Raw genomic sequence first — 24,013 nt, forward strand, 5'->3', positions numbered from 1 at the left:
GTGTGGACCTGAGGGGTGAGCCCTAGTGCTTGGACAGCACTACGCCTCGACCGTGATGCCCATCGAACGAGCAGTGCCGGCGATGATCTTCGCGGCCTGGTCGATGTCGTTGGCGTTCAGGTCGGCCTGCTTGGTCTCGGCGATCTGACGGACCTGCTCCATCGAGATCTTCGCGACCTTGACCGTGTGCGGGGTCGAGGACCCCTTCTGCACACCCGCGGCCTTCTTGATGAGCTCGGCAGCCGGCGGGGTCTTGAGGATGAACGTGAACGAACGGTCCTCGTAGACGGTGATCTCCACCGGGACGACGTTGCCGCGCTGCGACTCGGTCGCGGCGTTGTACGCCTTGCAGAACTCCATGATGTTCACGCCGTGCTGACCGAGCGCCGGACCGATCGGGGGGGCCGGGTTGGCGGCTCCCGCGTTGATCTGCAGCTTGATCAGGCCCGTGACCTTCTTCTTCGGTGCCATGGTGTGTTTCCTCCTGGGATCGAACGCACGGGATTCCGTGCACTCTCCCGCTGAGCCGGCGGTTCCGACTCGCGGTGACGAGCCTGCGACACCCGGGGGTGCGCTGGCCCAAACTCGATGAGTGTACCCGATGTGGGGTGGGGCTAGAGCTTGGTGACCTGGTCGAAGCTGAGCTCGACCGGGGTCTCGCGCTCGAACAGCGAGACCAGCACCGTGAGCTTGCCGCTCTCCGGCTTGATCTCGGCGATCGATCCGGGCAGACCCGCGAACGAGCCTTCCTTGATCGTGATCGTCTCGCCGACCTCGAAGTCGACCTCGGCGGCCGGCTGGGCCTGCGTGAGGCCGGAGCCCTTGCCGCCCTTGCTCGGCGCGGTCTCGGCGACCTGCACCAGGGACTTCAGCATGCCGAAGGCCTCGTCGAAGCGGAGCGGCGTGGGGTTGTGCGCGTTGCCGACGAAGCCGGTGACACCCGGGGTGTGCCGGACGACGGACCACGAGTCTTCGTTGAGGTCGAGGCGGACCAGCACGTAGCCGGGGATCCGCACGCGGGTGACCAGCTTGCGCTGCCCGTTCTTGATCTCGACGACGTCCTCCATCGGGACCTCGACCTGGTAGATGTAGTCCTCCATCGACATCGACACCATGCGGTTCTCGATGTTCGACTTCACGCGACGCTCGAAGCCCGCGTACGAGTGGATGACGTACCACTTGCCCGGCTTCATCCGCAGTTCGGCCTTGAAGGCCTCGTACGGGTCGACCTCGGCCGGCTCGTCGTCCTCGAGTGCGTCGGGGTCGGCCTCGATGGTGACCTCGGTGTCGGGGGCCAGGTCGACCTCGGACTCCGGGGCGATGGCACCGAGTGCGTCGGCGGACTCCTCCGCGGCGATCGTGGCGCTGGCCTGCTCGGGCGACTCGTCCTCGAGCTCGGACTCTTCCTCGTCCTCGACGGCTTCGACGGCGGCCTCGGCCTCGTCGGCGGAGTCGATCTCGAGCGCGTCGTCGACGACGGCGTCGGCCTCGGCGTCGCGGGACTCGGCGAGGGCCGTCAGGGTCTCGTCGATGCCGTCGACGTCACCGTCGTCCGGCTCGGCGGACAGGCCGAGCGATTCGTCGTCCTCGTCCTCGACCTCCATCGCACGCTCTTCGGCGGACTCGGCCGAACGGAGCTCGCCCGTCTCGACGTCGCCTTCCTGGTTCTCTTCCACCTCGGAGGACTGCTCTGCAGCGGTCGCGAGGTCGATGTCGTCGCGGGAGTTGTCAGACACTGTCGGTTCTTTCCGTTCGGTGGTGCGGATCGGGTCGGCGTGCGCCCTGGTCGGTGTTCGCGCCGGTCAGGTCGCGGTCGGGCTGCGTCGTGGTCGACCAGTGCGGACGGCCGCGACGGGTGCGACCCCGATCAGGCAGTGGGGCCGTTGCCGAAGACGTAGCCGACGCCGAGGCCGAACACGAAGTCGAGGATCGAGACCAGCACCATCATCACGACGACGAACACCAGCACGACGCCGGTGTAGCTGAAGAGTTCCTTGCGGGTCGGCGTGACCACCTTGCGCAGTTCGCCGAGGACCTGGCGGATGAAGAGGGCGATGGCCGCGAACGGACCCTGGCGCGTGGCCCGGTCCTGCTTCGCCTTGGCGACGACGTCGTCCGCCGTCGTCTCCATGTCGTTGCTCGCCAACTCTTCACCCTTCCAGCGTTGCAGGGCGGACAGGACTCGAACCTGCAACCTGCGGTTTTGGAGACCGCTGCTCTACCAATTGAGCCACCGCCCTTCAGAAGACGAACTGCCTTCCGGGTGGAGCACGTCCGTCATCAACGGGGCGCGACCACCGCAGACGAGTGTACGGGAGTGCGTCACACGGTGTCCACTTGAGGGGTGCTCCGGCGTGCCGCGCCGATAGGCTGGACGGGTGAGCACCGCAGCCGAAGGCCCCGAGTCCACCACCGCCCAGCGACCCCGGATCGCGTCGCGCATCGCCGCGATCGCCGAGTCCGCGACGCTCAAGGTCGATGCGAAGGCCAAGGCCCTCAAGGCCGCCGGACGCCCGGTGATCTCCTTCGCCGCGGGTGAACCCGACTTCGCCACGCCCGCCCACGTCGTCGAGGCCGCCGTGGCCGCCGCCCAGGACCCGAAGAACCACCGGTACACGCCGGCGACGGGTCTGCCCGAGCTCAAGCAGGCCGTCGCGGACAAGACCGCACGCGAGTCCGGCATCACGGTCGACCCCGCCCGCGTGATCATCACGAACGGTGGCAAGCAGGCCGTCTACCAGGCCTTCCAGACGATCGTCGACGACGGCGACCAGGTGTTGCTGCCCGCGCCGTACTGGACCACCTACCCCGAGGCCATCCGACTGGCCGGCGGCGAGCCGGTCGAGGTCTTCGCCGGCAGCGACCAGGGGTACCTGGTCACCGTCGAGCAGCTCGAGGCCGCGCGCACCCCCAAGACCAAGGCGCTGCTGTTCTGTTCGCCGTCCAACCCGACGGGCGCCGTGTACTCCGCCGAGCAGACCCGCGCCATCGGCGAGTGGGCGCTCGAGCACGGCATCTGGGTGATCAGCGACGAGATATACCAGGACCTGGTCTACGACGGCATCACCTTCACCGGGATCCTCGAAGCCGTGCCGGACCTGGCCGACACCACCATCCTGGTGAACGGCGTCGCCAAGACCTACGCGATGACCGGCTGGCGCGTCGGGTGGTTCATCGGCCCGGCCGACGCCGTCAAGGCCGCGTCGAACCTGCAGTCGCACCTGTCCAGCAACGTGTCGAACGTGTCGCAGCGTGCCGCGATCGCCGCACTCACGGGTCCGCAGGAACCGGTGACGGCCATGCGCGAGGCCTTCGACCGGCGTCGCCGGGCCATCGTCGACGGGCTCAACGCGATCCCGGGCTTCGTCACGCCGACGCCGCAGGGCGCCTTCTACGTCTACCCCGACGTCACCGCGCTGCTCGGACGCGAATGGGCGGGCTCGACGCCCACCACGACGCTCGAGCTCGCGGACCTGATCCTCGAGCACGCCGAGGTCGCGGTGGTCCCCGGCGAGGCCTTCGGACCCTCGGGGTACCTGCGCCTGTCGTACGCGCTGGGCGACGACGACATCGCCGAGGGCGTCGCCCGTCTGGCGAAGTTCTTCAGCTAGGCCGACTCCGCACCCCCACACGCACATCGCGCCCCGTTCGCACGGGGCGCGATGTCGTTCCGGGGGTGCGACTCCGCAGCTCCGGCGGAACTGCCGGCCGGGAGGCCCGGTGCGGCTCAGGCGAGCAGGTCGCCGACCACGACGGGTTCCGGCACGAGCGACACCCCGAAGCGGTTCAGTACGCTCACCTGCACGTAGCGCGCCAGCTCGGCGACCTGCGCCGCGGTCGCGCCGCCGCGGTTCGTCAGGGCCAGCGTGTGCTTGGACGAGATCCCGGCGCGGGACCCGGCGAGCGCGTACCCACGGTGGACGCCGGCGTGCTCGATGAGCCACGCGGCGCTGAGCTTGACGTCCTGCCCGGCGGGCCAGCGCGGCGCGTCGGCCGGCAACGACTCGGCGAACCCGGCCGACACGATCGGGTTCGTGAAGAACGAGCCGGCACTCCAGGTGTCCTGGTCGTCGGCGTCGAGCACCATGCCCTTCGACGCCCGCAGCGACAGCACGGTCGACCGGACCTGGGCGGGGTCGACCCGCTCGCCCAGCGACACCCCGAGCGACCCGGCCAGCTGCGCGTACCGCACGGGCACGCCGTCCTGGACGTCAGTGCCGAGCGCGAACTCGACGGTCAGCACGACCCCCCGACGCCCTTGCTTGAGCGTCGAGGTGCGGTAGCCGAGCGCCAGCTCGGCCGCATCCAGCCACGCGCGCTCCCCCGTGGCCGCATCGAGGAACTCGACCCGGGTCAGCACGTCGGAGAGCTCGACCCCGTACGCCCCGATGTTCTGCACGGGGGACGCGCCGACGGTGCCCGGGATGCCGCTCAGGGCCTCCAGTCCGGTCCAACCGTGGTCGACGGTCGACGCGACGAACGCGTCCCAGGGTTCGCCGGCGGCGACGCGGACGGTCACGCCGTCCGCGGTGGCGTCATGCTCGATGCCGCGTGTGCGCACCAGCACGACCGTGCCGTCGAAGCCGGCGTCGGCGACCAGCAGGTTGCTGCCACCGCCGACGACCAGCCAGTCGTCGTCCGACCAGGCGTCGAGCGCGTGCGCGACGAGCTGGTCGGTCGTGTCGGCGACGAGGAGACGCCCGGCTGGTCCCCCGACGCGCAGGGTCGTCAGGTCGGCGAGGGTGCTCGGTGCCACGGTCAGCGGAACACCACCGTGACCTGCGCCTTGCCGAGCACGGTCTGTCCAGCGGCCGTCACGGTGAGGTCGATGCGGTGGGGACGGCCCTGCTCGTCGACGGTGCCGACCTTGGCCACGACGCCGACGGTCGCACCCTGCTCGGGATCGACGACGACGGGGCGGGTGAAGCGCACGCCGTACGAGGCGATCCACCCGTGGTCGCCGAGCCACTCGGACACGGGCTGCACGGCGAGGCCCATCGTGAGCATGCCGTGCGCCAGGACGCCGGGCAGGCCGACCGAAGCGGCGACGTCGTCGCGGTAGTGGATCGGGTTGAAGTCACCCGAGGCACCGGCGTAGCGGACGAGCGCGTCGCGGGTGATGTGGACCTCGCGCTCGGCGACGACCGTGCCGACCTCGGCCGCGGTGGGGGCTGCGGTGCTCATGCGTCGTCTCCTCGGACCACGAGGGTGGAGGTCGCGGTGACGACGTGCTCCCCCGTGGCGTCGCTCATGGTGCTCTCGGCGGTGACCATCGCGTTGCCGCCCAGGGTCTTCACGCTCGTCACGGTCAGGGTGGCAGTGAGCTCGTCGCCCGCCACGATCGGCCGCTCGTACGCGAACTTCTGCTCACCGTGCACCACGCGCGAGAAGTCGATGCCGGCGTCGGGTGCCGAGAGCAGCTGTGCGAGCGTGGCCTCTTGCACGACGACGGCGAAGGTGGCCGGGGCCACGACGTCGTCGTACCCGGCGGCACGGGCGGCCTCGGGCTCGTGGTGGACGGGGTTGGTCGCGAACGTGGCGCGGGCGAACTCGCGCACCTTCTCACGACCGACCAGGTACGGCGGGGCCGGCGGGAACGTCCTGCCGACGAGCTCGGGGTTCACAGACACGACGGGCAGTCTACCGACGGCAGGTCCTGAGGATGGATCGAGTAGGCTCGCGGGGCGCGGTGCCGGAGGGGGTGCCGACGCGACGTCTTCACTCTGGGAGGGTGCGATGGAGACCACGATCGAGTACGCGGTGCACACCGGTGACCGGCGGACCGCCATGGAGCTCGCCGGAGCAGCACTCCGGACTGCCGGGCACCGTGTCGAGGCCGCGCCGGGGACGATCGTCGCCGAGTCCGGCAGTCGTGTCCTGACGGTGCTGCTCGGTGCGCTCGTGCACCCCACGCGGGAGTACCGCCGCTACGAGCTGGTCGTGTCGACCGCCGGTGGGCGCTCGACCCTGACGCTGCGGCACGCCGACCACGGGCCTGCGGTGATCGGCGGGACGATCGGCGCCGCCCGACGGCACGAGCACTGGCGGCGGGTGACGGGCTTGGTCGAGGGGACGCTCCGCTCGGCGGGCCTGCTCGTCGCGCGCACCGACCGGTAGGGCCGGCCGCGGCCGCGCGCCTGTGCTTCGCACCCCCGCACAGCCGTCGCGCCCCCGCGGAACGGGGCGCGACCGCCGCCACGGGGTGCGAACTGCGTCCGCACAACGCAACGCACGCGGGACCACGCGATTGCGCGGCGCGAGGTGATCGCGGTTGTGCGAACCGCACCGGCGAACCGCGGCCGCCGCCGCCCGCACGCACTCCCCCGGGAACGACGAAAGCCCGGCGCGGACGCCGGGCTTGCGGTAGCGAGGGCGGGACTTGAACCCGCGACCCCACGATTATGAGTCGTGTGCTCTAACCAACTGAGCTACCCCGCCACAGATCCGGCGAAGCGTTCTCGCCGGGTCGGAGCCCCGAGTCAGGATTGAACTGACGACCCCTTCCTTACCATGGAAGTGCTCTACCACTGAGCTATCGGGGCGAGTACCGCGAGCGGCACCACACGAGGATAGCAGAACCCCGACGGTGGTCTTGAACCGACCGAGACGCCCGGGCGTGCCGTCCGTGGGGCTAGTTCGCGTTGGCCTTGAGCCACGCCAGCGGGTCCACCGGAACACCGTCGACGTGCACCTCGAGGTGCAGGTGCGGGCCCGTGGAGTTGCCGGTCGAACCGACCAGACCGAGCTCGTCGCCGACCTGTACCTGCTGCCCCTTCACGACCTTGAAGGAGTTGTCCATCATGTGCCCGTAGACGCTGGTGAACTGCTTGCCGTCGACGTCGTGCTCGACCCAGACGTCGTTGCCGAAGCCGCCGTCGTCCGGCTGCACCTTGATGACGGTGCCTGCGGCGATGACGCGGATCGGGGTGCCGGCGCCGGGGGCGAAGTCGACGCCCTGGTGGTTGGTGGAGCAGAAGGAGCAGCCCTCGACCTGGCGGCCGCCGAACCCGGAGGTGATCGGCACCCCGGTCAGGAACGGCCACTGGATGGTGCCGCTCGGGTCGTTCGTGAAGGTCGACGCGTCGACGTTCTTGTACTGCGTGGCATCCGAGACGGTGTACGTGTCGCGGTTCGTCTCACCCTCGGCGGCGTCACCGACGGCCAGCGACTGGGTGCCGGCAGCCGAGGTCGACTGCTTCGCGACGGACGCAGGCTCGGGCGTGAACAGCGCCTGCGCCGGCAGCGAGGTCGACACGACCAGGCCGGCGGCGAAGAGCAGCGCACCGACTGCGGTCACCCGCGAGGCGTTCCGACGGAAGGCGGTCCCCCGCGGCGGCGCGGTCGTCGTGGTCGGACGCGCGCCCGCGCCGAGGTGCCGGGTCGCGCGGTCGACGCGACGTTGCGCGGCTGCCGGCTGGGTGACGCGCGCGGCGGTCGGCAGCGGAGCGGCCGGACGAGCCGAGGTCGAGGCGGCCGGACGGGCAGCGGTCGGCGCCGACCGTCGGGGGCCGTGACCCGTGCTGCGCACGCTCGGACGGGAGGCCGTGGCTGCGGCCCGGCGGACCGCTGCCGGTGCGACGACGGGTGAGGTCGGCGCCGGGGGCGTCTCGGGCTGGGCGGTCGACGCCGGCAGCACGGGCGACGCGGGCGCGGGCGGCGTGACCGGCTGCGCCGGGACCTGGGCGCCGGGACGGACCGCCGCGACGGGCTGCGCGACCGGAGCCGTGTCGGGCTGGGCGCGACGGACACCCTGCTTGTCGGTGGCACGTTCCGCTTCGATCCGGGCCCGGCGGGTCAGATGGACGGCAGCGGCCGGTGCATCGGAGACCTGGTGGTCGGTGGCGACGGGCGAGAGCGGAGTTCGGGGCATACGTACGGTGCAGATCCTGATCGAGGCAGATGCGCTCGTTGGTAACGAGCAGATAACGGGACCTGTCGACGGTACCAGGGGTCATCGCGCTCCGCCAGTCGCGCCCAGCACCGTCGGAGGTCCTCGCCGCGGGTGTCAGCCCCGCAGGGCCTCGGCCTCGGCGGCCCGGACGAGCGCCTCGAGCGGACCGGCGATCGACGGCGCTGCGAACAGGAACGAGCGGGTGCCACCGGCGTCCCACGTGCGGAGGACCGCCCCCGCCGAGGCCGCGACCACCGCCCCCGCGGCCATGTCCCACGGGTTGATCCCCCGCTCGTAGTAGGCGTCGACGGTGCCGGTCGCGACGGCGCAGCAGTCGAGCGCGGCCGAGCCACCGCGGCGGATGTCGCGGACCTCGCCGAGCAGCCCGGCGAGCACCGCGACCTGCTCGCGTCGACGGTCGGCGGTGTAGCCGAACCCGGTGGCGACGAGGGTCTCGGCGAGCGAGGCCGGCTCGGAGGCGGTGATCGTGCTGCCGTTCAGCGTGGCGGGTCCGCCCGCGACGGCGCGGTACACGTCGCCGGTGGCGGGAGCGACCACCACGCCCGCGACGGGTTCCCACGCGGCGGGGTCGGGCTCGCCGCGGACGACCCCGATGCTGACGGCGTACTGCGGGCTGCCGTAGAGGTAGTTGACGGTGCCGTCGATCGGGTCGACCACCCACGTGATGCCGGTGGTGCCGGTGGTGGCGCCGGTCTCCTCGCCGAGGAAGCCGTCGTCGGGGCGGGCCGTGCGGATGCGGTCGTGCACGAGGGTCTCGACCTCGCGGTCGGCGGCGGTGACGACGTCGACGATGCTCGACTTCCGGTCGGCGACCTCGACGCCCTCGGCCCGGCGGCGTGCTGCGAGCGACGCGGCTTCGATGGCGATGGCCTCGGCCAGGTCGGCGAGTTCGGTCGGTGTCGGCGCAGCGCTCATGCCCCGATCCTCGCAGGGCACTCCCCCGACCGCCCCCAGCCCCGCACGTCCACGAACAGAACAGGACCCCGTCGAGGACGGGGCCCTGTCTCGTGTCCCAGCCACTCGCAGAGCGTTCTTCAGCAAATGAAAACAGAACAGGACCCCGTCTGCAACGGGGCCCGCCCACAAACAGAACAGGACCCCGTCGAAAACGGGGCCCTGTCTCATGTTCCAGCCACTCGCAGAGAGTTCTTCAGCGAATGAACACGTGGCGAGTGAGGGATTCGAACCCCCGAAGGCTACGCCGGCTGATTTACAGTCAGATCCCTTTGGCCGCTTGGGTAACTCGCCATGTGCGCTTCCGACCCGTGTAGTCACCAACCGGACGCGCCAGAACAGCATACCGGATGGCCGCCGGTGGTCGTGACCATCCGCGAGCGACCGTGATCAGCCTCGATGGCTAGGCTGTCGGGCATGGCAGACAGCTCCTTCGACGTGGTCAGCAAGGTCGACAAGATGGAGGCGGACAACGCCCTCAACCAGGCCGCCAAGGAGATCGAGCAGCGCTACGACTTCAAGGGTGTCGGCGCCTCGATCGCGTTCAGTGGCGAGGACGTCCTGATCAAGGCGAACACCGCGGAGCGCGCCACGGCCGTCCTCGACGTGTTCGAGTCGAAGGCGATCAAGCGCGGCATCAGCCTGAAGAGCATCGACGCCGGCGAGCCGTACGCCTCGGGCAAGGAGTTCCGCATCGAGGCGAAGTTCAAGAACGGCATCGAGCAGGACGTCGCGAAGAAGATCGGTGCGTTCCTGCGGGCCCAGGCCCCGAAGACGGTGAAGAGCCAGATCCAGGGCGACGAGCTCCGGGTCTCGTCGAAGAGCCGCGACGACCTGCAGAACACGATCCAGCTGCTCAAGGGCGAAGAGTTCGACGTGCCGTTGCAGTTCATCAACTTCCGCTGACGCGCCGACCCCCCGACGACTCGACACCCCCGTGGAGCACTGGCTCACCGTCACCCTGACCGTCCTGGCCGTCCTGCTCGACCTGGCGATCCGCGCGTTCTCGATCATCTACGTGCCGATCAACCGCAAGCCGCAGACGGCCACGGGTTGGTTGCTCGCGATCTTCCTGATCCCGTACATCGGCTTCATCGTGTTCCTGGTCATCGGGTCCACGAAGCTGCCGAAGGCCCGTCGCGAGAAGCAGACCGAGATCAACGCGTACATCCTCGAGCAGACCGAGGGCATCGAGCGCGTGCGGCGGGACCACCCGTGGCCGCCGTGGTTCGAGAGCATCACGAACCTGAACCGGACGCTCGGCGCGATGCCCCTGGTCGGCGGCAACTCCGCCGAGCTGTACCCGGACTACGACGAGTCCTTCGCCGAGATGGCGAAGGCGATCGACGAGTCCCGGCGGTTCGTGCACGTCGAGTTCTACATCGCGTCCCTCGACGACACGACGCGTCCGTTCTTCGAGGCCCTCGCGCGGGCCCAGGCGCGTGGTGTGACGGTGCGGTTCCTGATGGACCACTGGGCCAGCCGCGGCTACCCCGGGTACAAGGACACGTTGGCGTTCCTCGACCGTGCCGGCATCGAGTGGCACCTGATGCTGCCGTTGCAGCCGCTGCAGGGGAAGTTCCAGCGCCCGGACCTGCGGAACCACCGCAAGATCATGGTGCTCGACGGTTCGGTGGCGTTCACGGGGTCGCAGAACCTGATCGACCGGTCCTACGACACCAAGGCCCACATCCAGAAGGGTCTGGCGTACAAGGACCTGTTCGCGCGCTTCGAGGGTCCGGTCGTCGCGGGGATCAACGCCCTGTTCGTCACCGACTGGTACAGCGAGACCGACGAGCTGCTGCTGCGCGAGAGCGATCCCGTCCAGCGTGCGGACCGCGGCGACGCGCTGGACTGCCAGGTCGTGCCGTCCGGGCCGGGCTTCGACGGCGAGAACAACCTGCGTCTCTTCAACGCGCTGCTGTACGCGGCGCAGAAGAAGGTGTCGATCACGTCGCCGTACTTCGTGCCGGACGACTCGATGCTGTACGCCATCACGACGACGGCGCAGCGCGGGGTCGAGGTCGAGCTGTTCGTCGGGCAGATCGGCGACCACGCGATGACGTGGCACGCGCAGCGGTCGTACTACGAGGGCCTGTTGCGCGCGGGCGTGAAGATCTGGCTGTACCGGGCGCCGACGATCCTGCACGCGAAGCACTTCACCATCGACGACGACGTGGCGGTGATCGGCTCGAGCAACATGGACATGCGGTCGTTCTCGTTGAACCTCGAGATCTCGGTGATGGTGCGCGGCGAACGGTTCGTCAACGCCCTGCGCGGCGTGCAGGCCTCGTACCGGCAGGAGAGCATCCCGCTCGACCTCGAGACGTGGCTGGGTCGCACGCGCCGCTCGCAGGTGCTCGACAACGTCGCGCGGCTCACCGCGGCCCTGCAGTAGCGGTCCGTCCTGGAGGCCCGGCTCGCCGGGTGCGCGCCGGTCCGGTCCGCAGCACGGCCGGTCTGGGGCGGCGCCGGGTCAGGGGACGACGCCGCGTCAGGGGACGACGTCGGGTCAGGGGACGACGTCGGGTCAGGGGACGACGCTGCGGGCGATCCGGGCGACCAGACGCTCGGCCGGCCCGCGGCCGAGGAACCGCTGCCACAGCACCGCGACCACCACGGCGCCGAACACGAACCACCACCACGTCGCGGCCGACTGCGGCAGCCCGGGCAGCGCGGCGATGACCACCAGGTGCAGCGCGTAGACCGTCAGCGGCATCGACCCCACCGCGGACAACGGCGTCGCGATCCGTTCCGCCACCCGCCCGCGGCCGTCGACCAACAGGGTGCAGAGCGCGATGACGGCGACCGCGACCCCGGCTGATCCCACGACGTCGACGATCGACCCGGAGTGGTCGCGCGGCGACAGGAACACCTGCGCGAAGCCCTGCCCGACGCTGGAGCCCTGCGGGACGAACGGCACCCCGGGGAAGGCGTCCCCCGCGTCGACGGGAACCGGAGCCGCGATCGAGCCGACGACGTACGCGGTGGCGGCGACCACCGCGCCGGACGCGAGGAGCGCGACCTGGGTGCCCCGGGCCTCCAGTCCGGACCGCGCGACCGCGAGCCCGACCAGCACGAACGTCAGGAACGTGACCACGGGGTAGACCAGGCCGAGCTGCACCCCGAACGTGCCGGCGCCCGCGTACAGCGGCACGATCGCGATCGCCGCCGGGGCGGAGACGAGCGCGCAGGTGCCCGCGGCGACGAGCAGCGAGCGCCGTCGCCAGCGGAGCGCGGGCAGCACGAGCAGGAACAGTGCGCCGTAGGTGGGCAGGATGACGTAGACCGGGGTGCCGAGCCCCATCAGCACCAGACCGATGAGCACGATCACCGCGGCGCGGACCGCCAGCCGCCGGCGGACCCGCGAGATCTCCGGAGGGCCGGGTGGGTGCTGCCGACCGCTGACGAGGCCGACGGACACCCCGGCGAGCACCGCGAAGAGCGACGACGACCGGCCGTTGACCAGGGCCGACCACGACGACGGGTCGCTCCAGTCCAGCTGGTCGGCGATGCCCCCGACGTGCGCGGCGACCATCCCGAGCAGGGCGACCGCACGGGCCACGTCGACCCCGGACAGACGCGCGCCCCGCACCTCGGTGGCGAGGGCGGGGCGCACGGCGGTCATGGTGTCAGACCCGGTCGGCGGTCTCGCGGCCGAGGGACGCGTCGATCATGGCGTCGCGCGGGACGACCTTGATCCGCGCGCGGCCCTGGGGCTCGCCCAGCGCGATCTCGTGCGCGTCGAGACGGTGCCAGCCGTCGAGGTCGGTGTACTCGACGCCGCGCTCGCGCAGCAGCGCCGGGATCGCATCCGCGGACGGGTCCTCGGGTGTCCACCAGCTGGCCTGGTCGCGCACGATGTGCTGCACGGTCTCCATCGCGTCGGACTTGGTGTGCCCGATCAGGCCGACCGGGCCGCGCTTGATCCAGCCGGTGGCGTACAGACCCGGGATCTGCTGGTTGTCGTCGTCGAGGACCTGGCCCTCGTGGTTCGGGATGACGCCGTGGCGCTCGTCGAACGGCAGCCCCGGTACCGGGGAGCCGAAGTAGCCGACCGCGCGGTAGACGGCCTGGATCGGGATCTCGCGGATCTCGCCGGTGCCCTCGACGCCGCCCTGCCCGTTCGGCCGGGTGCGCTCGTAGCGGATCGCGGCGACGCGGCCCTGGTCGTCGCCGACGAACTCGAGCGGCTTGGCGTAGAAGTGCAGGTGCAGGCGACGGCTGGCCTGCCCGACCTCGCGCTTCCGCCACTGCTCGAGCACGCGGTTGATGACCATGACCTGCTTGTTGGTCTGGATCGCGGTCAGCGACGCTTCGTCGTGGTCGAAGTCCTCGTCGTAGACGACCATGTCGACGTCCGGGACCTCGCCGAGCTCGCGGAGTTCCAGCGGGGTGAACTTCACCTGCGCCGGGCCACGACGGCCGAAGACGTGCACGTCGGTGACGGGCGAGCGCTTGAGACCCTGGTAGACGTTGTCCGGCACCTCGGTCGGCAGCAGGTCGTCGGCGTGCTTGGCGAGGATGCGCGAGACGTCGAGTGCGACGTTGCCGTTGCCGATGACCGCGACGCTCTCGGCCTCGAGCGGCCAGGTGCGGGGCACGTCGGGGTGGCCGTCGAACCAGCTGACGAACTCGGCGGCGCCGTACGAGCCCTCGAGCTCGACACCGGGCACGTCGAGGTCAGCGTCCTTGATGGCACCCGTCGAGAACACGACGGCGTTGTAGTGCTGCTTGAGGTCGTCGAGCGTGATGTCCTTGCCGAACTCGACGTTGCCGAAGATCCGGATGTCGCCGCGGTCGAGCACGTCGCGCAGGGCGTTGATGATCCCCTTGATGCGGGGGTGGTCGGGGGCGACGCCGTAGCGGACCAGGCCGTAGGGCGCGGGGAGCTGCTCGAACAGGTCGATCGACACGTCGTACGCGTGCGCTTCCCGCAGCAGGATGTCCGCGGCGTAGATGCCGGCGGGACCGGCGCCGACGATGGCGAGGCGGAGGGTGGGCACTGAATCGTCTCCAGGTTCGTTCGGGGGTGGTGCCGGGCAACGGCGGGGTGTCGCTGGGGCGCTCCGGCCGGAGCTCGCCGGTCAGCGGCTGCGGTCGACGACGGACTCGGCGAACCGCGTGAGGGCGCGTTTCACGACCCCGTCGGGCAGCGGTTCCAGCGCGACGACCGCTTCGCCGGCCCACTGGGCGGCGAGCGCGCGGGTGGCGGCGGTGGCTTCGTGGTCGCGCAGGGCGGCGACCGCGGACAGGTACACGTCGCTGGTGACGGCGTCGTCCGGAGCGTCACGGACGTCGCGTTCGATGCGGGCGAGCAGGTCGGCGGCGCCGGGCTCGGTCGCCGCGCGGCGTCGGAGCTGCAGCAGGGGCAGCGTGTCGACGCCCGCGCGCAGGTCGTTGCCGGCGATCTTGCCGGTCTTGTCCTTCGCCGGGGCCAGGTCGATGACGTCGTCGACGAGCTGGAACGCGACGCCGACCTTCTCGCCGAAGGTGCCCACGGCGTCGAGGTAGGCACGGTCGGCCCCGGAGAACAGCACGCCCGCGCGGGCCGCCGTCGCGATGAGGGAGCCGGTCTTGTCGCTGAGCACCTGGATGTAGTGCTCGACCGGGTCGTCGTCGGGCTGCGGGCCGGTGGTCTCGTGCAGCTGCCCCATGCAGAGACGCTGGAAGGTCTCCGCCTGCATGCGGATGCCCTCGGGGCCCAGGTCGGCGGTGATCAGGCTGGCGCGGGCGAAGAGCAGGTCACCGGTCAGGATCGCGACGTTGTTGCCGTAGGTGACGTGCGCTGCCGGCACCCCGCGGCGCACCGGCGCCTCGTCCATGACGTCGTCGTGGTACAGCGACGCCAGGTGCGTGGTCTCGACGCTGACCGCGGCCTTGACGACGTGGTCGGTCACCCCGTTGCCGAGCTGCGCGATGAGCAGGGTCAGGGTGGGGCGGATGCGCTTGCCGCCCGCCGACAGCAGGTAGCGGCTGGTGGTGTCGGCCAGGGTGTCGGCGGAGCGCATGGCGTCCTCGAGCTCCTGCTCGACGAGCTCGAGGCCGTCGTCCACGGCGGTGATGAACCGGCGCTCCGACGGGCTGGCGAACATCCGCTCGCCGATGCCGAGCGACGCTCGGAGACTCGGTGCGCGGCGTGCGACCGGGACGCTCGGGTTCAAGTGGTGCTCCGTGTTCGGGGGCCGTGTGCGGGAGGAGGTGCCGGTCAGCTGTCGGTCGGCTCGACACGCGGCTGCTCGCCGGTGCCCTGGTGCTCGCGGCGCGCCTTCGCACGACGGGCGACGGATTCGCGGACGGGCTCGGCGACGGGCTTGCGTCCGCGGTGCAGTGCGACGATACCGGCCGTCAGGTTGCGGTAGGCGACCATCGTGAAGCCGACGCCGCGCAGCCACTGGCTGAGCACCTGCTGCTCGGGCCAGGCCTCGATCGACTCGGCCAGGTACCGGTAGGCGGCGGGGTTGCTGCTCGAGACGCGGGCGATCCCGGGCAGGACACGCTTGAGGTAGGCGCCGTAGCCGAAGCGCAGGGCGGCGAGGGGCGGCGTCGAGAACTCGCAGATGACGACACGACCGCCGGGCTTCAGGACCCTTAGCATCTCGCCGAGGGCCTGGTGCGGGTCGTTGACGTTGCGCAGACCGAACGAGATCGTGACGGCGTCGAAGGTGTCGTCCTCGAACGGCAGGTGCTCGGCGTCCCCCTCGACGAAGGTGATCTCGGGGTGGCGCTCGCGTCCGACGGCGATCATGCCCGCGGACAGGTCGAGTGCCGTGACCTCGGCACCCTTCTTCGCCAGGACCGCCGCACTGGTGCCGGTGCCCGCGGCGATGTCGAGGACCTTCTCGCCCGGCTGAGGGTCGACGGCGCGCACGGTGGCGACCCGCCACAGCGGGGCGTTGCCGGCGGAGAGGATGTCGTTGGTCAGGTCGTACTTCTCCGCGACGTCGTCGAACATGGCCGCCACTTCGTCCGGCCGCTTGTGCATGTCCGCTCTGCTCACCCGCCCAATCCTAGAGGTCCGTCCCGTGCGTTGCCGGAACGCCCGGCGCCTCCCGCGCGCGTCTCGCGTCGCGGCCCGCGCGTCTCGGGTCCCGGCCCGCCCGCGTCCCGCGTCGCGGCCTGGTGTCGGCTGCGCCGCGTACGATCGGTCCGTGACCCGAACCGCCACGGCGGCCCCGCCGCTCACGGTCTCGACCCGGATCCTCGACGACCCGGGCGCCGTGCTCCGCCACACGCTCCCCGACCACCCGCTCGCCTTCGTGCGCGGCGGCGACGGCATCGTCGGGATCGGCGAGGCCCTCCGGTTCACGTTCAGCGGCCCGAGCCGGATGCGCGACGCCGCGGCGGTCTGGCGCGACATCGTGGCCGACGCCGACGTCGACGACACGGTGCAGCTGCGCGGTTCGGGGCTGGTGGCCTTCGGCGCGTTCGCGTTCGCCGACGACTCCGCAACCAGCAGCGTCCTGATCGTCCCCCGTGTCGTCGTCGGGCGCCGCCGCGGCAAGGCCTGGCTCACCGCCATCGACACGACACCCGACCCCGCTCCGCTGCCGTTCACCCGGACCTCGGCACCCGTCCCCCGCGTCGGGCGGCACCTGTCCGTGACCCTGCGCCCCGGCCGCATCGACGAGGACGCCTACGCCGCGTCCGTCGCCGAGGCCGTGCGTCGGATCACGGCCGGCGACGCACGCAAGGTCGTGCTCGCACGCGACCTGGTCGGCACGCTCCCCGCGGGTGCCGACCAGCGTGCACTGCTCCTCGACCTCGCCGACACGTACCCGCAGTGCGTCGTGTTCGCTGTGGACGGGCTGGTGGGCGCGACCCCCGAGACCCTGGCGCGGACCGACGGCACCCGACTGACCGCCCGCGTGCTGGCGGGCAGCGCCGCCCGTGGCGAGGACGCCGCGTCCGACCGCGCCGCCGCCGAGGCCCTGGCAGCCAGCGCCAAGGACGTGCAGGAACACGCGTTCGCGATCTCGTCGCTGGTCGACGCGCTCCGGCCGATCGCCGCCGACCTGCGCGTCGATCCCGAGCCCTTCCGTCTGCAGCTGCCGAACCTGTGGCACCTGGCGAGCGACGTGCAGGCCACGCTGCCCGTCGGCACCACCTCGCTCGACGTCGCCGACGCCCTGCACCCCACCGCGGCCGTCGCCGGCACGCCGACCGACGTCGCGGTGCGGCTGGTCGCCGAGCTCGAGGGCGTCGACCGGGGCCGCTACGCCGGTCCGGTGGGGTGGTTCGGGGCCTCGGGTGACGGGGAGTGGATGCTCGCCCTGCGCAGTGCGCAGATCGACCCGGACGGCACCGTCACGGCGTGGGCGGGGGCGGGCATCGTCGCCGGCTCGGACCCGCAGCGCGAGGTCGCCGAGACGGCGCTGAAGTTCCGCCCCATCCGCGACGCACTCGCGTAGCGGCGCGGCGGCGCTTGCCGCGCGAGCACCGTGCGAGGTCCGCGGCCGGTGCGAACTTGCCCGGCCCGTGCCGGGCAACAAGCCCGCACCACGCGACCGTCGACGCACGCACGCACGCCGAAGCGCGCACCGTGCGCGGCATCGCGGTCGCACCCACCGCCGGACGGGAGGCTCGGCGCAGGTCCGGCACCGAGCCTCCCGTCCGACACAGCACCGGCGCGCACCGTGCGAGGTCCGCCCCCGGTGCGAACTTGCCCGGCCCGTGCCGGGCAACAAGCCCGCACCACGCGATCGCCGGCGCACCGTGCGCGGCGTGGCGCACCGCACGCCGTCAGTCAGCCAGCGGCACCTCGATGACGACGCGGTCGGCCGGGTCCGTCAGGACGCGCTCGAGGTCGCCCCACGTCGCGGCGCGGCGGTACTCCCACCCGAGGCCGGTGACGACGCGCTCGACGTCGACGTGCTGCGGTGTGGTCATCATCCGGCGCATGTCCTCGGGCGGGGTGGTCTGCGCCACCTCGAGCCCGCGGAAGATCGCTCCCCCGGCGTCGTTGCCGACCACGACCTGCACGCGGTGCGTCGTCTCGTCGGTGCCCGTGACGAAGGCGCCCAGGTCGTGCAGGAACGTCAGGTCGCCGAGCAGCACGCGGGTGGTGCCCCCGGCGGCCTGGGTCGACGACAGCGCCGCGGCGATGCCGAGTGCGGTCGACACGGTGCCGTCGATGCCGGCCAGTCCCCGGTTGGCATGCACGTGGATCTTCTTGCCGGCGACCCGTCCGTCGGCGACGCGGATGATCTGCGACGCACCGAGCACCAGGCGGTCGTGCGGCCAGGTCACGCCCCATACGGCATCGGCGAGCATCGCTCGGTCGACCGGACGGCGTCGGAGTGCCACCTCGTCCTTCAGGAACCGGTTCCGCTCAGCGCGGTCCTCGGACCGCTTGGCGTCGAGGTCCGGTCCGGCGTCGCCGTCGCCGAGCGCAGCCCGGCTGGCAGCCACCCACCGGCCGACCCACGCACGGTGCTCGGGGCCGGTGCGGCCGGTCACGCGGACGTCGGACACCAGCCGGGAGGCCCGGCTCGGGTCGTACGCGTCGGCTCCCGCCCCGCGGACGGTCACCACCTCGACGTCGTCGCGCTGCAGCAGCGCGGGGACCTCGCGCGAGAGCGTCGGGTGGCCGAGCACGACGGCACGGCGGACACGGCCGCCGAACGCCGGGTCGCGCAGCAACTCGCGGTACGTGACGACGAGGTTCCGCCCGAAGTGCGCCCCGCTCGAGACCTCGGCCACCAGCGGCGCACCGAGCTCCCACGCGATCCGTTCGGCGCCCGCGCCGGCGTCGTGTCCGGCGATGACGACCGTCGCGGGCCGGTCGTCCGGCGTGAGGTCGGCGACCGGCAGCCCGGAGTGGGTCCTCCGGGTGGCGAAGTCCACGTCGATCTCGGTGTCCGGCACGCCCTGCACGTCGACGAGGGTGGCGGACAGGGGCTCGCGGAAGGCGACGTTCAGCTGCGCGGGCCCGGGCTGGCCGGTGTGTCCCGACGCAGCGGCAACGGCTTCGCGGACGACGCCGCGGATCATGCCGCGGGTGTCGTCGTCGACGCCGTGCGCGGTCGGGGCCTCGATCTCGCGGACGAACGGCACGGCCTGGGCGAAGATGCCCGGCTGCACGGTCGTCTGGTTGCTCCCGATCCCCCGCAGTTCGGTGGGGCGGTCGGCGGAGACGACGATCATCGGCACGCCGGAGTGGTGGGCCTCCGACACGGCGGGGTGCAGGTTCGCCACCGCGGTGCCCGAGGTCGTGACGACCAGCGCAGGACGCCCCGTCTCGACCGCCAGCCCCAGCGCGAAGAACCCGGCCGTGCGCTCGTCGAGCCGGACGTGCACGGTGATCCCGCCGGCACGCTCGAGCGCGACCGCCGCGAGGGCGAGGGCCTGCGACCGCGAACCGGGACTCACCACGACGTCGGTCACCCCGGCGCGTGCGGCTTCCTGCAGCAGCACGAGGGCGAAGTCCGACGCGGGGCTGCCCGAGGTCGGCTGACCCGAGCCGACGGGACCGTCAGCGATCGGTGCGGCCGTCGTCGTCGGTGTCGTGGAACTGTTCTTCGAGGTCTCGGAGGGTGACGTCGTCCTGGTCCTTGTCCGTGCGGGGCCGCTCGGGAGCCTGCTCGCCGAGGAAGTCCGGGTCGTCTTCGGGACCACGGTACCGGGCGGTCGGCTGCGGCGACGCCGGTGCACGACCGAGCAGGAACCAGAGCAGGGCGCCGAGGACCGGCAGCACGATGACGAGCAGGACCCAGATGCCCTTGCGGAGCGAACGGACGCGGGCCTTGGGCATGGTGGCGCAGTCGATGAGCGCGTACACCGTGAACGCCACGGCGGCGACTGCGACGACGAGCCACAAGCGGATCATGCACGGAGTCTAGGTCGCGAGTCTGTGACGGAACTCATGGTCTGGGGGTCCGTAGACTTGCCGCGTGAAAGCGTGGCTCGTCTACACCCTCGCCCGTCTCGGGATCTTCGCGGCGGCGCTCGTCGTCCTGTTCGTGATCGGGCTCCCCTGGTACTGGGCGACCATCGGCGCGGCGTTGATCGGGCTGCTCGTGTCGTACATCGCGCTGCCCCGCCTGCGCAGCGAGGTGACCTCGAGCCTGGCGTCGCGACGACCCCGACCGGCCCACGACGCCGACTCGGACTTCGAGGACGACTTCGTCGACGCCGAGGACTCGGACGCCCCGATGACCCGTCCGGTGTCCGACGCCGACCGGCACGTGGACCGCCGCGAGCACCCCGCCGCGGACTGACCCGACCCCGGCTACGGCTGGACGGCGAGCGTGATGCCGAGCACCACGCCGTAGACCAGTGACGCGAACGACGACAGCTGCAGTGCGGTGATCAGCTCGCGGGGCTTCTTCGACGTCACGCCGATCAGCAGGGCGGGCAGGGCGAGCAGCAGCGAGAAGTACGTGAAGCCGGTCCGGAAGTACAGCAGCACGAACCACAGCAGCGCCACGTACGGCAGCATCAGGAACACGCCGTACAGCGTCCGCGCCACGCCACTGCCGAGCACGACGGCCAGGGTGCGCTTGCCGGCCAGCCGGTCCTCGTCGATGTCGCGGATGTTGTTCACCATGAGGACCGCGCACGCGAAGAACCCTGCCGCGACGGCCGCCGCCCAGCCGCTCGTCGTGACCTGCTGGATCTGGGTGTACTGCGTGCCGAGCACCGCGACCAGGCCGAAGAACACGAAGACGAACACCTCGCCCAGCGCGTTGTACCCGTAGGGCTTCTTGCCGCCGGTGTAGAACCACGCGGCGACGATCGCCGCGGCACCGACCAGCAGCAGCCACCACAGCTGGGTGAGCACCACGATCGCGATGCCGGCCACCGCGGCCAGGCCGAAGAACGTCAGCGCCACGGTCAGCACCGTGCGGGGCTTGGCGAGTCCGGCACCGGTGAGACGAGCGGGCCCGACGCGGAACTCGTCCGTCCCGCGCACGCCGTCGGAGTAGTCGTTGCTGTAGTTCACACCGATCTGCAGGAACAGGGCGACCGCCAGGGCCAGCAGCGCCACGGCCAGGTGGCCGTCCTGGGCCAGGTACGCGCCGAAGTCACCCGAGATGCCGCTGTCGACGAAGCCGACCGCGGTGCCGAGCACGACGGGGACCACGCCGAGCGTGAGGGTCCGGAGCCGGGCGCCGCCGATCCAGTCGCGCGCGGTCGCCCGGCGCCTGGTGTTCGTCGGCGCAGCGGCCTTCGCGGGGTTGCCGGAGCGGCCCGGCCTGTGCGTTGCGTTCTTGGATCGTGCCACGGCCGTCAATCCTATTCGCCGACGCGTGCGGGGACCCTACCCGTCGACGAGTGCCCGGATCGCCCGTCGGTCGGGCTTTCCGGTGCTGAGCATCGGGAGCGGGTCCGCGACGACGACCTCGGCCGGTCGAGCAGCACGGCCGAGGGCCCGCTCGACGTGGTCGCGCACCTGCTGCAGGTCGATCGGGACCGGGGTGACGACGACGGGGACCTCACCCCACGTCGCCGACGTCCGCCGGGTGACCACGGCAGTGTCCTGGCCCGGCAGTTCGCGCACGTGACGCTCGACCAGGCCGAGCGGGACCTTCTCACCGCCGGAGATGATGACGTCGTCCAGCCGTCCGAGCACGCGGAGCACCTCGTCGGTGACGGTCGCCGCGTCACCCGTGCGGTACCAACGCAGGCCGTCCCGGACCACGAAGGTCGCCGCCGTACGGGCGTCGTCCCCGACGTAGCCCTCGGCGAGCATCGGTCCGTGCAACCAGAGCTCACCGTCGACCAGCCGGGTCTGCACCGTGCCGAACGCCACACCGTCGTACACACATCCCCCGCTGGTCTCGCTCGCACCGTAGGTCGTGACCATCCGGACGCCGGCCGAGCGGGCACGCTCACGGAGCGGGGCGGGGGTGGCCTGTCCGCCGACCAGCACGGCGTCGAACCGGGCGAGTGCGGCCGTCGCACGGGGATCGTCGAGGACCCGGGCGAGCTGCACCGGCACGAGCGAGGTGTACCGCCGGGGTGCGGCCGGCCCGACCTCGAGCCGGTCGGCAGCGTCGGCGAACGCCGTCGCGGTGAAGTGCCCCGGCGCCACCACCGCGGGCGTGGTCCCCGCCACGATCGACCGGGTCAGCACGTTGAGCCCGGCGATGTAGTGCGTCGGCAGCGCCAGCACCCAACTGCCCGCTCCGCCGAGTGCCTGGTCGGCGGCGGCGGCGCCGGCCAACAGCGCGTCCGCAGACAGCGCCACGCGCTTGCCGGTGCCGGTGGACCCACTCGTCTCGACCACCAGGGCGACCCGCTGCGGGACGGAGACCGGAGCCGGTGTCGGCAGCGCGGGTGCACCCTCGGCGACGGGGAGCAGTGCGGGGCCGCCGGCGAGGGCAGCCTCCAGGCCGCGCAGCACGCGCACCGGGTCGGACGCGCCCGTCGTGACGAGCGATCGGGCCATCAGTAGTGCCAGGGGAAGGACGTCCACTCCGGGGCGCGCTTCTGCAGGAACGCGTCGCGGCCCTCCACCGCCTCGTCGGTGCCGTAGGCCAGCCGGGTGGCCTCGCCCGCGAAGACCTGCTGGCCGACCATGCCGTCGTCGACCGCGTTGAAGGCGTACTTGAGCATCCGGATCGCCGTCGGCGACTTGCCCAGGATGGTCTCGCCCAGACGGATCGCCTCGCGCTCGAGCTCGGCGTGCGGCACCACCCTGTTGACCGCACCCATCTCGTAGGCGCGCTGGGCCGAGTACTCCTCGGCCAGGAAGAAGACCTCGCGTGCGAGCTTCTGCCCGATCTGCTTGGCGTAGTAGGCGCTGCCGTACCCGCCGTCGAACGACCCCACGTCGGCGTCGGTCTGCTTGAACTTCCCGTGCTCGGCGCTCGCGATGGTCAGGTCGCAGATCGCGTGCAGGGAGTGCCCACCGCCGGCAGCCCAGCCCGGGACGACCGCGATGACGACCTTCGGCATCATCCGGATCAGGCGCTGCACCTCGAGGATGTGCAGCCGGCCCATCGACGCCTGGGCCGCCGCGGGGTCGACACCCTCGGGCGGGGCGCCGTCGTCGCCCACGTACTGGTACCCGCTGCGGCCCCGGATGCGCTGGTCACCGCCGGAGCAGAACGCCCAGCCGCCGTCCTTCGGGCTGGGGCCGTTGCCGGTCAGCAGCACGACGCCGACGCGGGGGTCCTGGCGGGCGTCGTCGAGCGCGCGGTACAGCTCGTCGACGGTGCGCGGGCGGAATGCGTTCCGGACTTCGGGCCGGTCGAAGGCGATCCGGACGATGCCCTGCGACACGTGCTTGTGGTAGGTGATGTCGGTGAAGGACGCGGCCGCGGGGGCGGTCGTCCAGACGTCGGGGTCGAACAGGTCGGACACGGTGTCGGGCATGCTCCCAACCTATCGCCGGGCGGTGCGGGCGCGCCGCGGGGCCGGGCCGTGGTCGGCACCGCCGGTCAGGGCCGGGTGCCGCCCAGCCAGTGCCGGCCGCCGGTCAGGGCCGGGTGCCGCCCAGCCAGTGCCGACCGCCGGTCAGGGCTGGGTGCCGCCCATGTCGGTGAGCATCTCCGGCGCGACGATCACCAGCAGCACGATCAGGATCACCGGGTTGGCGAAGAAGGCCAGCACGACACCGATCGAGCCGTACCACCGCCCCATCCCACCGACCGCGGCGATGAACCCGAGGATCGCGGCGATCAGGGTCAGGAACACGACGACGAAGCAGATGCCGAACGCGAAGGTGGTGTCGCCGCCCATGAACACCGCGAAGGCACTGGCGTCGACCGCAGCCGACACGATCGCCAGTCCGAAGGCGATCTTGCCCACGATGGGGTTCCGCCGCCGACGACGCTGCTGGGCGGCCTGGGCGCGGACGTCGACGGTGCCGCGCTGCATGAGCCGCTCGAAGTCGGTCCCCGCCCGGGTGCGACCGGCCGACGGCGTGTCGCCGGTCTGCCGGGTGCCGGTCGGCCTGGTGGCGTTCGCCGTGGCCGCGTTCGACCGTGCGGCGTTCGACCGTGCGGTGCTCGACGTGGTCCGCGATGCCGCTCCGGACGCCCGAGGTGGCCGCTGCTGCGGGTCTGCCGCCACGGAGCCTCCCTCTGGTCGTGCCGTGTGTGCTGGTTGTGCTGGTCGTGCCGTGCGTGCTGGTCGTGCCGTGCGTGCTGGTCGTGCTGTGTGTGCTGTCGTGTCGACCGTGAACCGTCGCTGACCGCA

Annotated in this window: 24 protein-coding genes and 4 tRNA genes; 6 read left to right on the forward strand and 22 right to left on the reverse strand. The window is 71.7% G+C overall.

All coding sequences use genetic code 11. The features are described from left to right. Positions 1–39 precede the first annotated feature (39 nt). The 4 genes from rplK to MT346_RS04935 form a co-directional block, all read right to left on the reverse strand. Positions 40–471 (reverse strand): 50S ribosomal protein L11, encoded by a 432-nt coding sequence (rplK, locus tag MT346_RS04920; RefSeq protein WP_243561703.1) that lies wholly within the window; start codon positions 469–471, stop codon positions 40–42. A 143-nt stretch (positions 472–614) separates the two neighbouring features. Next, a complete protein-coding gene (nusG, locus tag MT346_RS04925; protein ID WP_243561704.1) occupies positions 615–1,736 on the reverse strand; it encodes a transcription termination/antitermination protein NusG in 1,122 nt (373 codons plus the stop codon). A 131-nt stretch (positions 1,737–1,867) separates the two neighbouring features. Beyond that, complete coding sequence (gene secE / locus MT346_RS04930; protein ID WP_243561818.1) at positions 1,868–2,131, reverse strand: preprotein translocase subunit SecE; 264 nt, start codon at positions 2,129–2,131, stop codon at positions 1,868–1,870. Positions 2,132–2,167: 36 nt separating this feature from the next. After that, positions 2,168–2,240: transfer RNA gene (locus MT346_RS04935), tRNA-Trp, on the reverse strand. Between the two features lie 138 nt (positions 2,241–2,378). Between MT346_RS04935 and MT346_RS04940 the strand changes: the two genes are divergently transcribed. Next, a complete protein-coding gene (locus MT346_RS04940) occupies positions 2,379–3,611 on the forward strand; it encodes a pyridoxal phosphate-dependent aminotransferase (protein ID WP_243561705.1) in 1,233 nt (410 codons plus the stop codon). 116 nt (positions 3,612–3,727) lie between these two features. Here the strand turns inward: MT346_RS04940 and MT346_RS04945 are convergent, their stop codons facing one another. Genes MT346_RS04945 through MT346_RS04955 form a run of 3 tightly spaced genes read right to left on the reverse strand, consistent with a single transcriptional unit; the run spans position 3,728 to position 5,630 of the window. Beyond that, the gene (locus MT346_RS04945; RefSeq protein WP_279396731.1) at positions 3,728–4,762 is read right to left on the reverse strand and encodes a UDP-N-acetylmuramate dehydrogenase; all 1,035 of its coding nucleotides are present in this window, start codon (positions 4,760–4,762) and stop codon (positions 3,728–3,730) included. Next, positions 4,759–5,184, reverse strand: coding sequence for a MaoC/PaaZ C-terminal domain-containing protein (locus tag MT346_RS04950; RefSeq protein ID WP_243561707.1), 426 nt, complete (start codon positions 5,182–5,184; stop codon positions 4,759–4,761). The genes MT346_RS04945 and MT346_RS04950 overlap by 4 nt, the downstream gene beginning before the upstream one ends. Beyond that, positions 5,181–5,630, reverse strand: a complete 450-nt coding sequence (locus MT346_RS04955; RefSeq protein ID WP_243561708.1) for a MaoC family dehydratase N-terminal domain-containing protein — start codon at positions 5,628–5,630, stop codon at positions 5,181–5,183. Before MT346_RS04955 ends, MT346_RS04950 begins: the two co-directional genes overlap by 4 nt. A 106-nt stretch (positions 5,631–5,736) precedes the next feature. Between MT346_RS04955 and MT346_RS04960 the strand changes: the two genes are divergently transcribed. Beyond that, positions 5,737–6,117: a hypothetical protein gene (locus MT346_RS04960; RefSeq protein WP_243561709.1), complete on the forward strand. Its 381-nt coding sequence runs from the start codon at positions 5,737–5,739 to the stop codon at positions 6,115–6,117. A 247-nt stretch (positions 6,118–6,364) separates the two neighbouring features. On the opposite strand, the gene MT346_RS04965 is transcribed toward MT346_RS04960, so the two are convergent. From MT346_RS04965 to MT346_RS04985, 5 genes are all read right to left on the reverse strand, one after another. Beyond that, positions 6,365–6,438 (reverse strand) — tRNA-Met (locus MT346_RS04965). A gap of 32 nt (positions 6,439–6,470) precedes the next feature. Further along, positions 6,471–6,542, reverse strand: a tRNA-Thr gene (locus MT346_RS04970). Between the two features lie 89 nt (positions 6,543–6,631). Continuing rightward, on the reverse strand, positions 6,632–7,870 hold the full coding sequence (locus tag MT346_RS04975; RefSeq protein WP_243561710.1) for a M23 family metallopeptidase: 1,239 nt from the start codon (positions 7,868–7,870) through the stop codon (positions 6,632–6,634). A gap of 135 nt (positions 7,871–8,005) precedes the next feature. Continuing rightward, positions 8,006–8,827 (reverse strand): inositol monophosphatase family protein, encoded by an 822-nt coding sequence (locus tag MT346_RS04980; protein WP_243561711.1) that lies wholly within the window; start codon positions 8,825–8,827, stop codon positions 8,006–8,008. Positions 8,828–9,078: 251 nt separating this feature from the next. After that, a tRNA-Tyr gene (locus tag MT346_RS04985) sits at positions 9,079–9,160 on the reverse strand. A gap of 123 nt (positions 9,161–9,283) precedes the next feature. On the opposite strand from MT346_RS04985, the gene MT346_RS04990 reads away from it, so the two are divergent. Further along, a complete protein-coding gene (locus tag MT346_RS04990; RefSeq protein WP_243561712.1) occupies positions 9,284–9,772 on the forward strand; it encodes a YajQ family cyclic di-GMP-binding protein in 489 nt (162 codons plus the stop codon). 31 nt (positions 9,773–9,803) lie between these two features. Beyond that, positions 9,804–11,264: a cardiolipin synthase gene (gene cls, locus MT346_RS04995; RefSeq protein WP_243561713.1), complete on the forward strand. Its 1,461-nt coding sequence runs from the start codon at positions 9,804–9,806 to the stop codon at positions 11,262–11,264. 132 nt (positions 11,265–11,396) lie between these two features. Here cls and MT346_RS05000 read toward each other — a convergent pair whose 3' ends face one another. From MT346_RS05000 to MT346_RS05015, 4 genes are all read right to left on the reverse strand, one after another. Continuing rightward, complete coding sequence (locus MT346_RS05000; protein WP_243561714.1) at positions 11,397–12,494, reverse strand: heparan-alpha-glucosaminide N-acetyltransferase domain-containing protein; 1,098 nt, start codon at positions 12,492–12,494, stop codon at positions 11,397–11,399. A gap of 4 nt (positions 12,495–12,498) precedes the next feature. Continuing rightward, the gene (locus MT346_RS05005; RefSeq protein ID WP_243561715.1) at positions 12,499–13,872 is read right to left on the reverse strand and encodes an FAD-dependent oxidoreductase; all 1,374 of its coding nucleotides are present in this window, start codon (positions 13,870–13,872) and stop codon (positions 12,499–12,501) included. A gap of 81 nt (positions 13,873–13,953) precedes the next feature. Then, positions 13,954–15,030 (reverse strand): polyprenyl synthetase family protein, encoded by a 1,077-nt coding sequence (locus MT346_RS05010; protein ID WP_243561716.1) that lies wholly within the window; start codon positions 15,028–15,030, stop codon positions 13,954–13,956. Positions 15,031–15,074: 44 nt separating this feature from the next. After that, entirely contained in the window at positions 15,075–15,866 is a 792-nt protein-coding gene (locus tag MT346_RS05015) for a demethylmenaquinone methyltransferase (RefSeq protein WP_243561717.1), read from the reverse strand. Positions 15,867–16,017: 151 nt separating this feature from the next. On the opposite strand from MT346_RS05015, the gene MT346_RS05020 reads away from it, so the two are divergent. Beyond that, positions 16,018–17,277, forward strand: a complete 1,260-nt coding sequence (locus MT346_RS05020) for an isochorismate synthase MenF (RefSeq protein ID WP_243561718.1) — start codon at positions 16,018–16,020, stop codon at positions 17,275–17,277. 331 nt (positions 17,278–17,608) lie between these two features. Here MT346_RS05020 and menD read toward each other — a convergent pair whose 3' ends face one another. Together menD and MT346_RS05030 are read right to left on the reverse strand one after the other, a co-directional pair. Then, positions 17,609–19,282: a 2-succinyl-5-enolpyruvyl-6-hydroxy-3-cyclohexene-1-carboxylic-acid synthase gene (gene menD, locus MT346_RS05025; protein WP_243561719.1), complete on the reverse strand. Its 1,674-nt coding sequence runs from the start codon at positions 19,280–19,282 to the stop codon at positions 17,609–17,611. A gap of 58 nt (positions 19,283–19,340) precedes the next feature. After that, positions 19,341–19,694 carry a PLDc N-terminal domain-containing protein gene (locus tag MT346_RS05030; RefSeq protein ID WP_243561720.1) on the reverse strand — a complete coding sequence of 118 codons (354 nt, stop codon included), beginning with the start codon at positions 19,692–19,694 and terminating at the stop codon, positions 19,341–19,343. A gap of 64 nt (positions 19,695–19,758) precedes the next feature. Between MT346_RS05030 and MT346_RS05035 the strand changes: the two genes are divergently transcribed. Next, complete coding sequence (locus MT346_RS05035) at positions 19,759–20,085, forward strand: DUF4229 domain-containing protein (RefSeq protein ID WP_243561721.1); 327 nt, start codon at positions 19,759–19,761, stop codon at positions 20,083–20,085. A gap of 11 nt (positions 20,086–20,096) precedes the next feature. Here the strand turns inward: MT346_RS05035 and MT346_RS05040 are convergent, their stop codons facing one another. From MT346_RS05040 to MT346_RS05055, 4 genes are all read right to left on the reverse strand, one after another. Next, entirely contained in the window at positions 20,097–21,092 is a 996-nt protein-coding gene (locus tag MT346_RS05040; protein ID WP_243561722.1) for a 1,4-dihydroxy-2-naphthoate polyprenyltransferase, read from the reverse strand. 36 nt (positions 21,093–21,128) lie between these two features. Beyond that, a complete protein-coding gene (locus MT346_RS05045; protein ID WP_243561723.1) occupies positions 21,129–22,259 on the reverse strand; it encodes an AMP-binding protein in 1,131 nt (376 codons plus the stop codon). Then, entirely contained in the window at positions 22,259–23,188 is a 930-nt protein-coding gene (locus MT346_RS05050; RefSeq protein ID WP_243561724.1) for a 1,4-dihydroxy-2-naphthoyl-CoA synthase, read from the reverse strand. Before MT346_RS05050 ends, MT346_RS05045 begins: the two co-directional genes overlap by 1 nt. A gap of 141 nt (positions 23,189–23,329) precedes the next feature. Beyond that, entirely contained in the window at positions 23,330–23,887 is a 558-nt protein-coding gene (locus tag MT346_RS05055) for a hypothetical protein (protein ID WP_243561725.1), read from the reverse strand. Between the last annotated feature and the right edge of the window lie 126 nt (positions 23,888–24,013).

The sequence above is a fragment of the Curtobacterium sp. VKM Ac-2922 genome (genome assembly GCF_022815645.1).
Taxonomy (GTDB): Bacteria; Actinomycetota; Actinomycetes; order Actinomycetales; family Microbacteriaceae; genus Curtobacterium.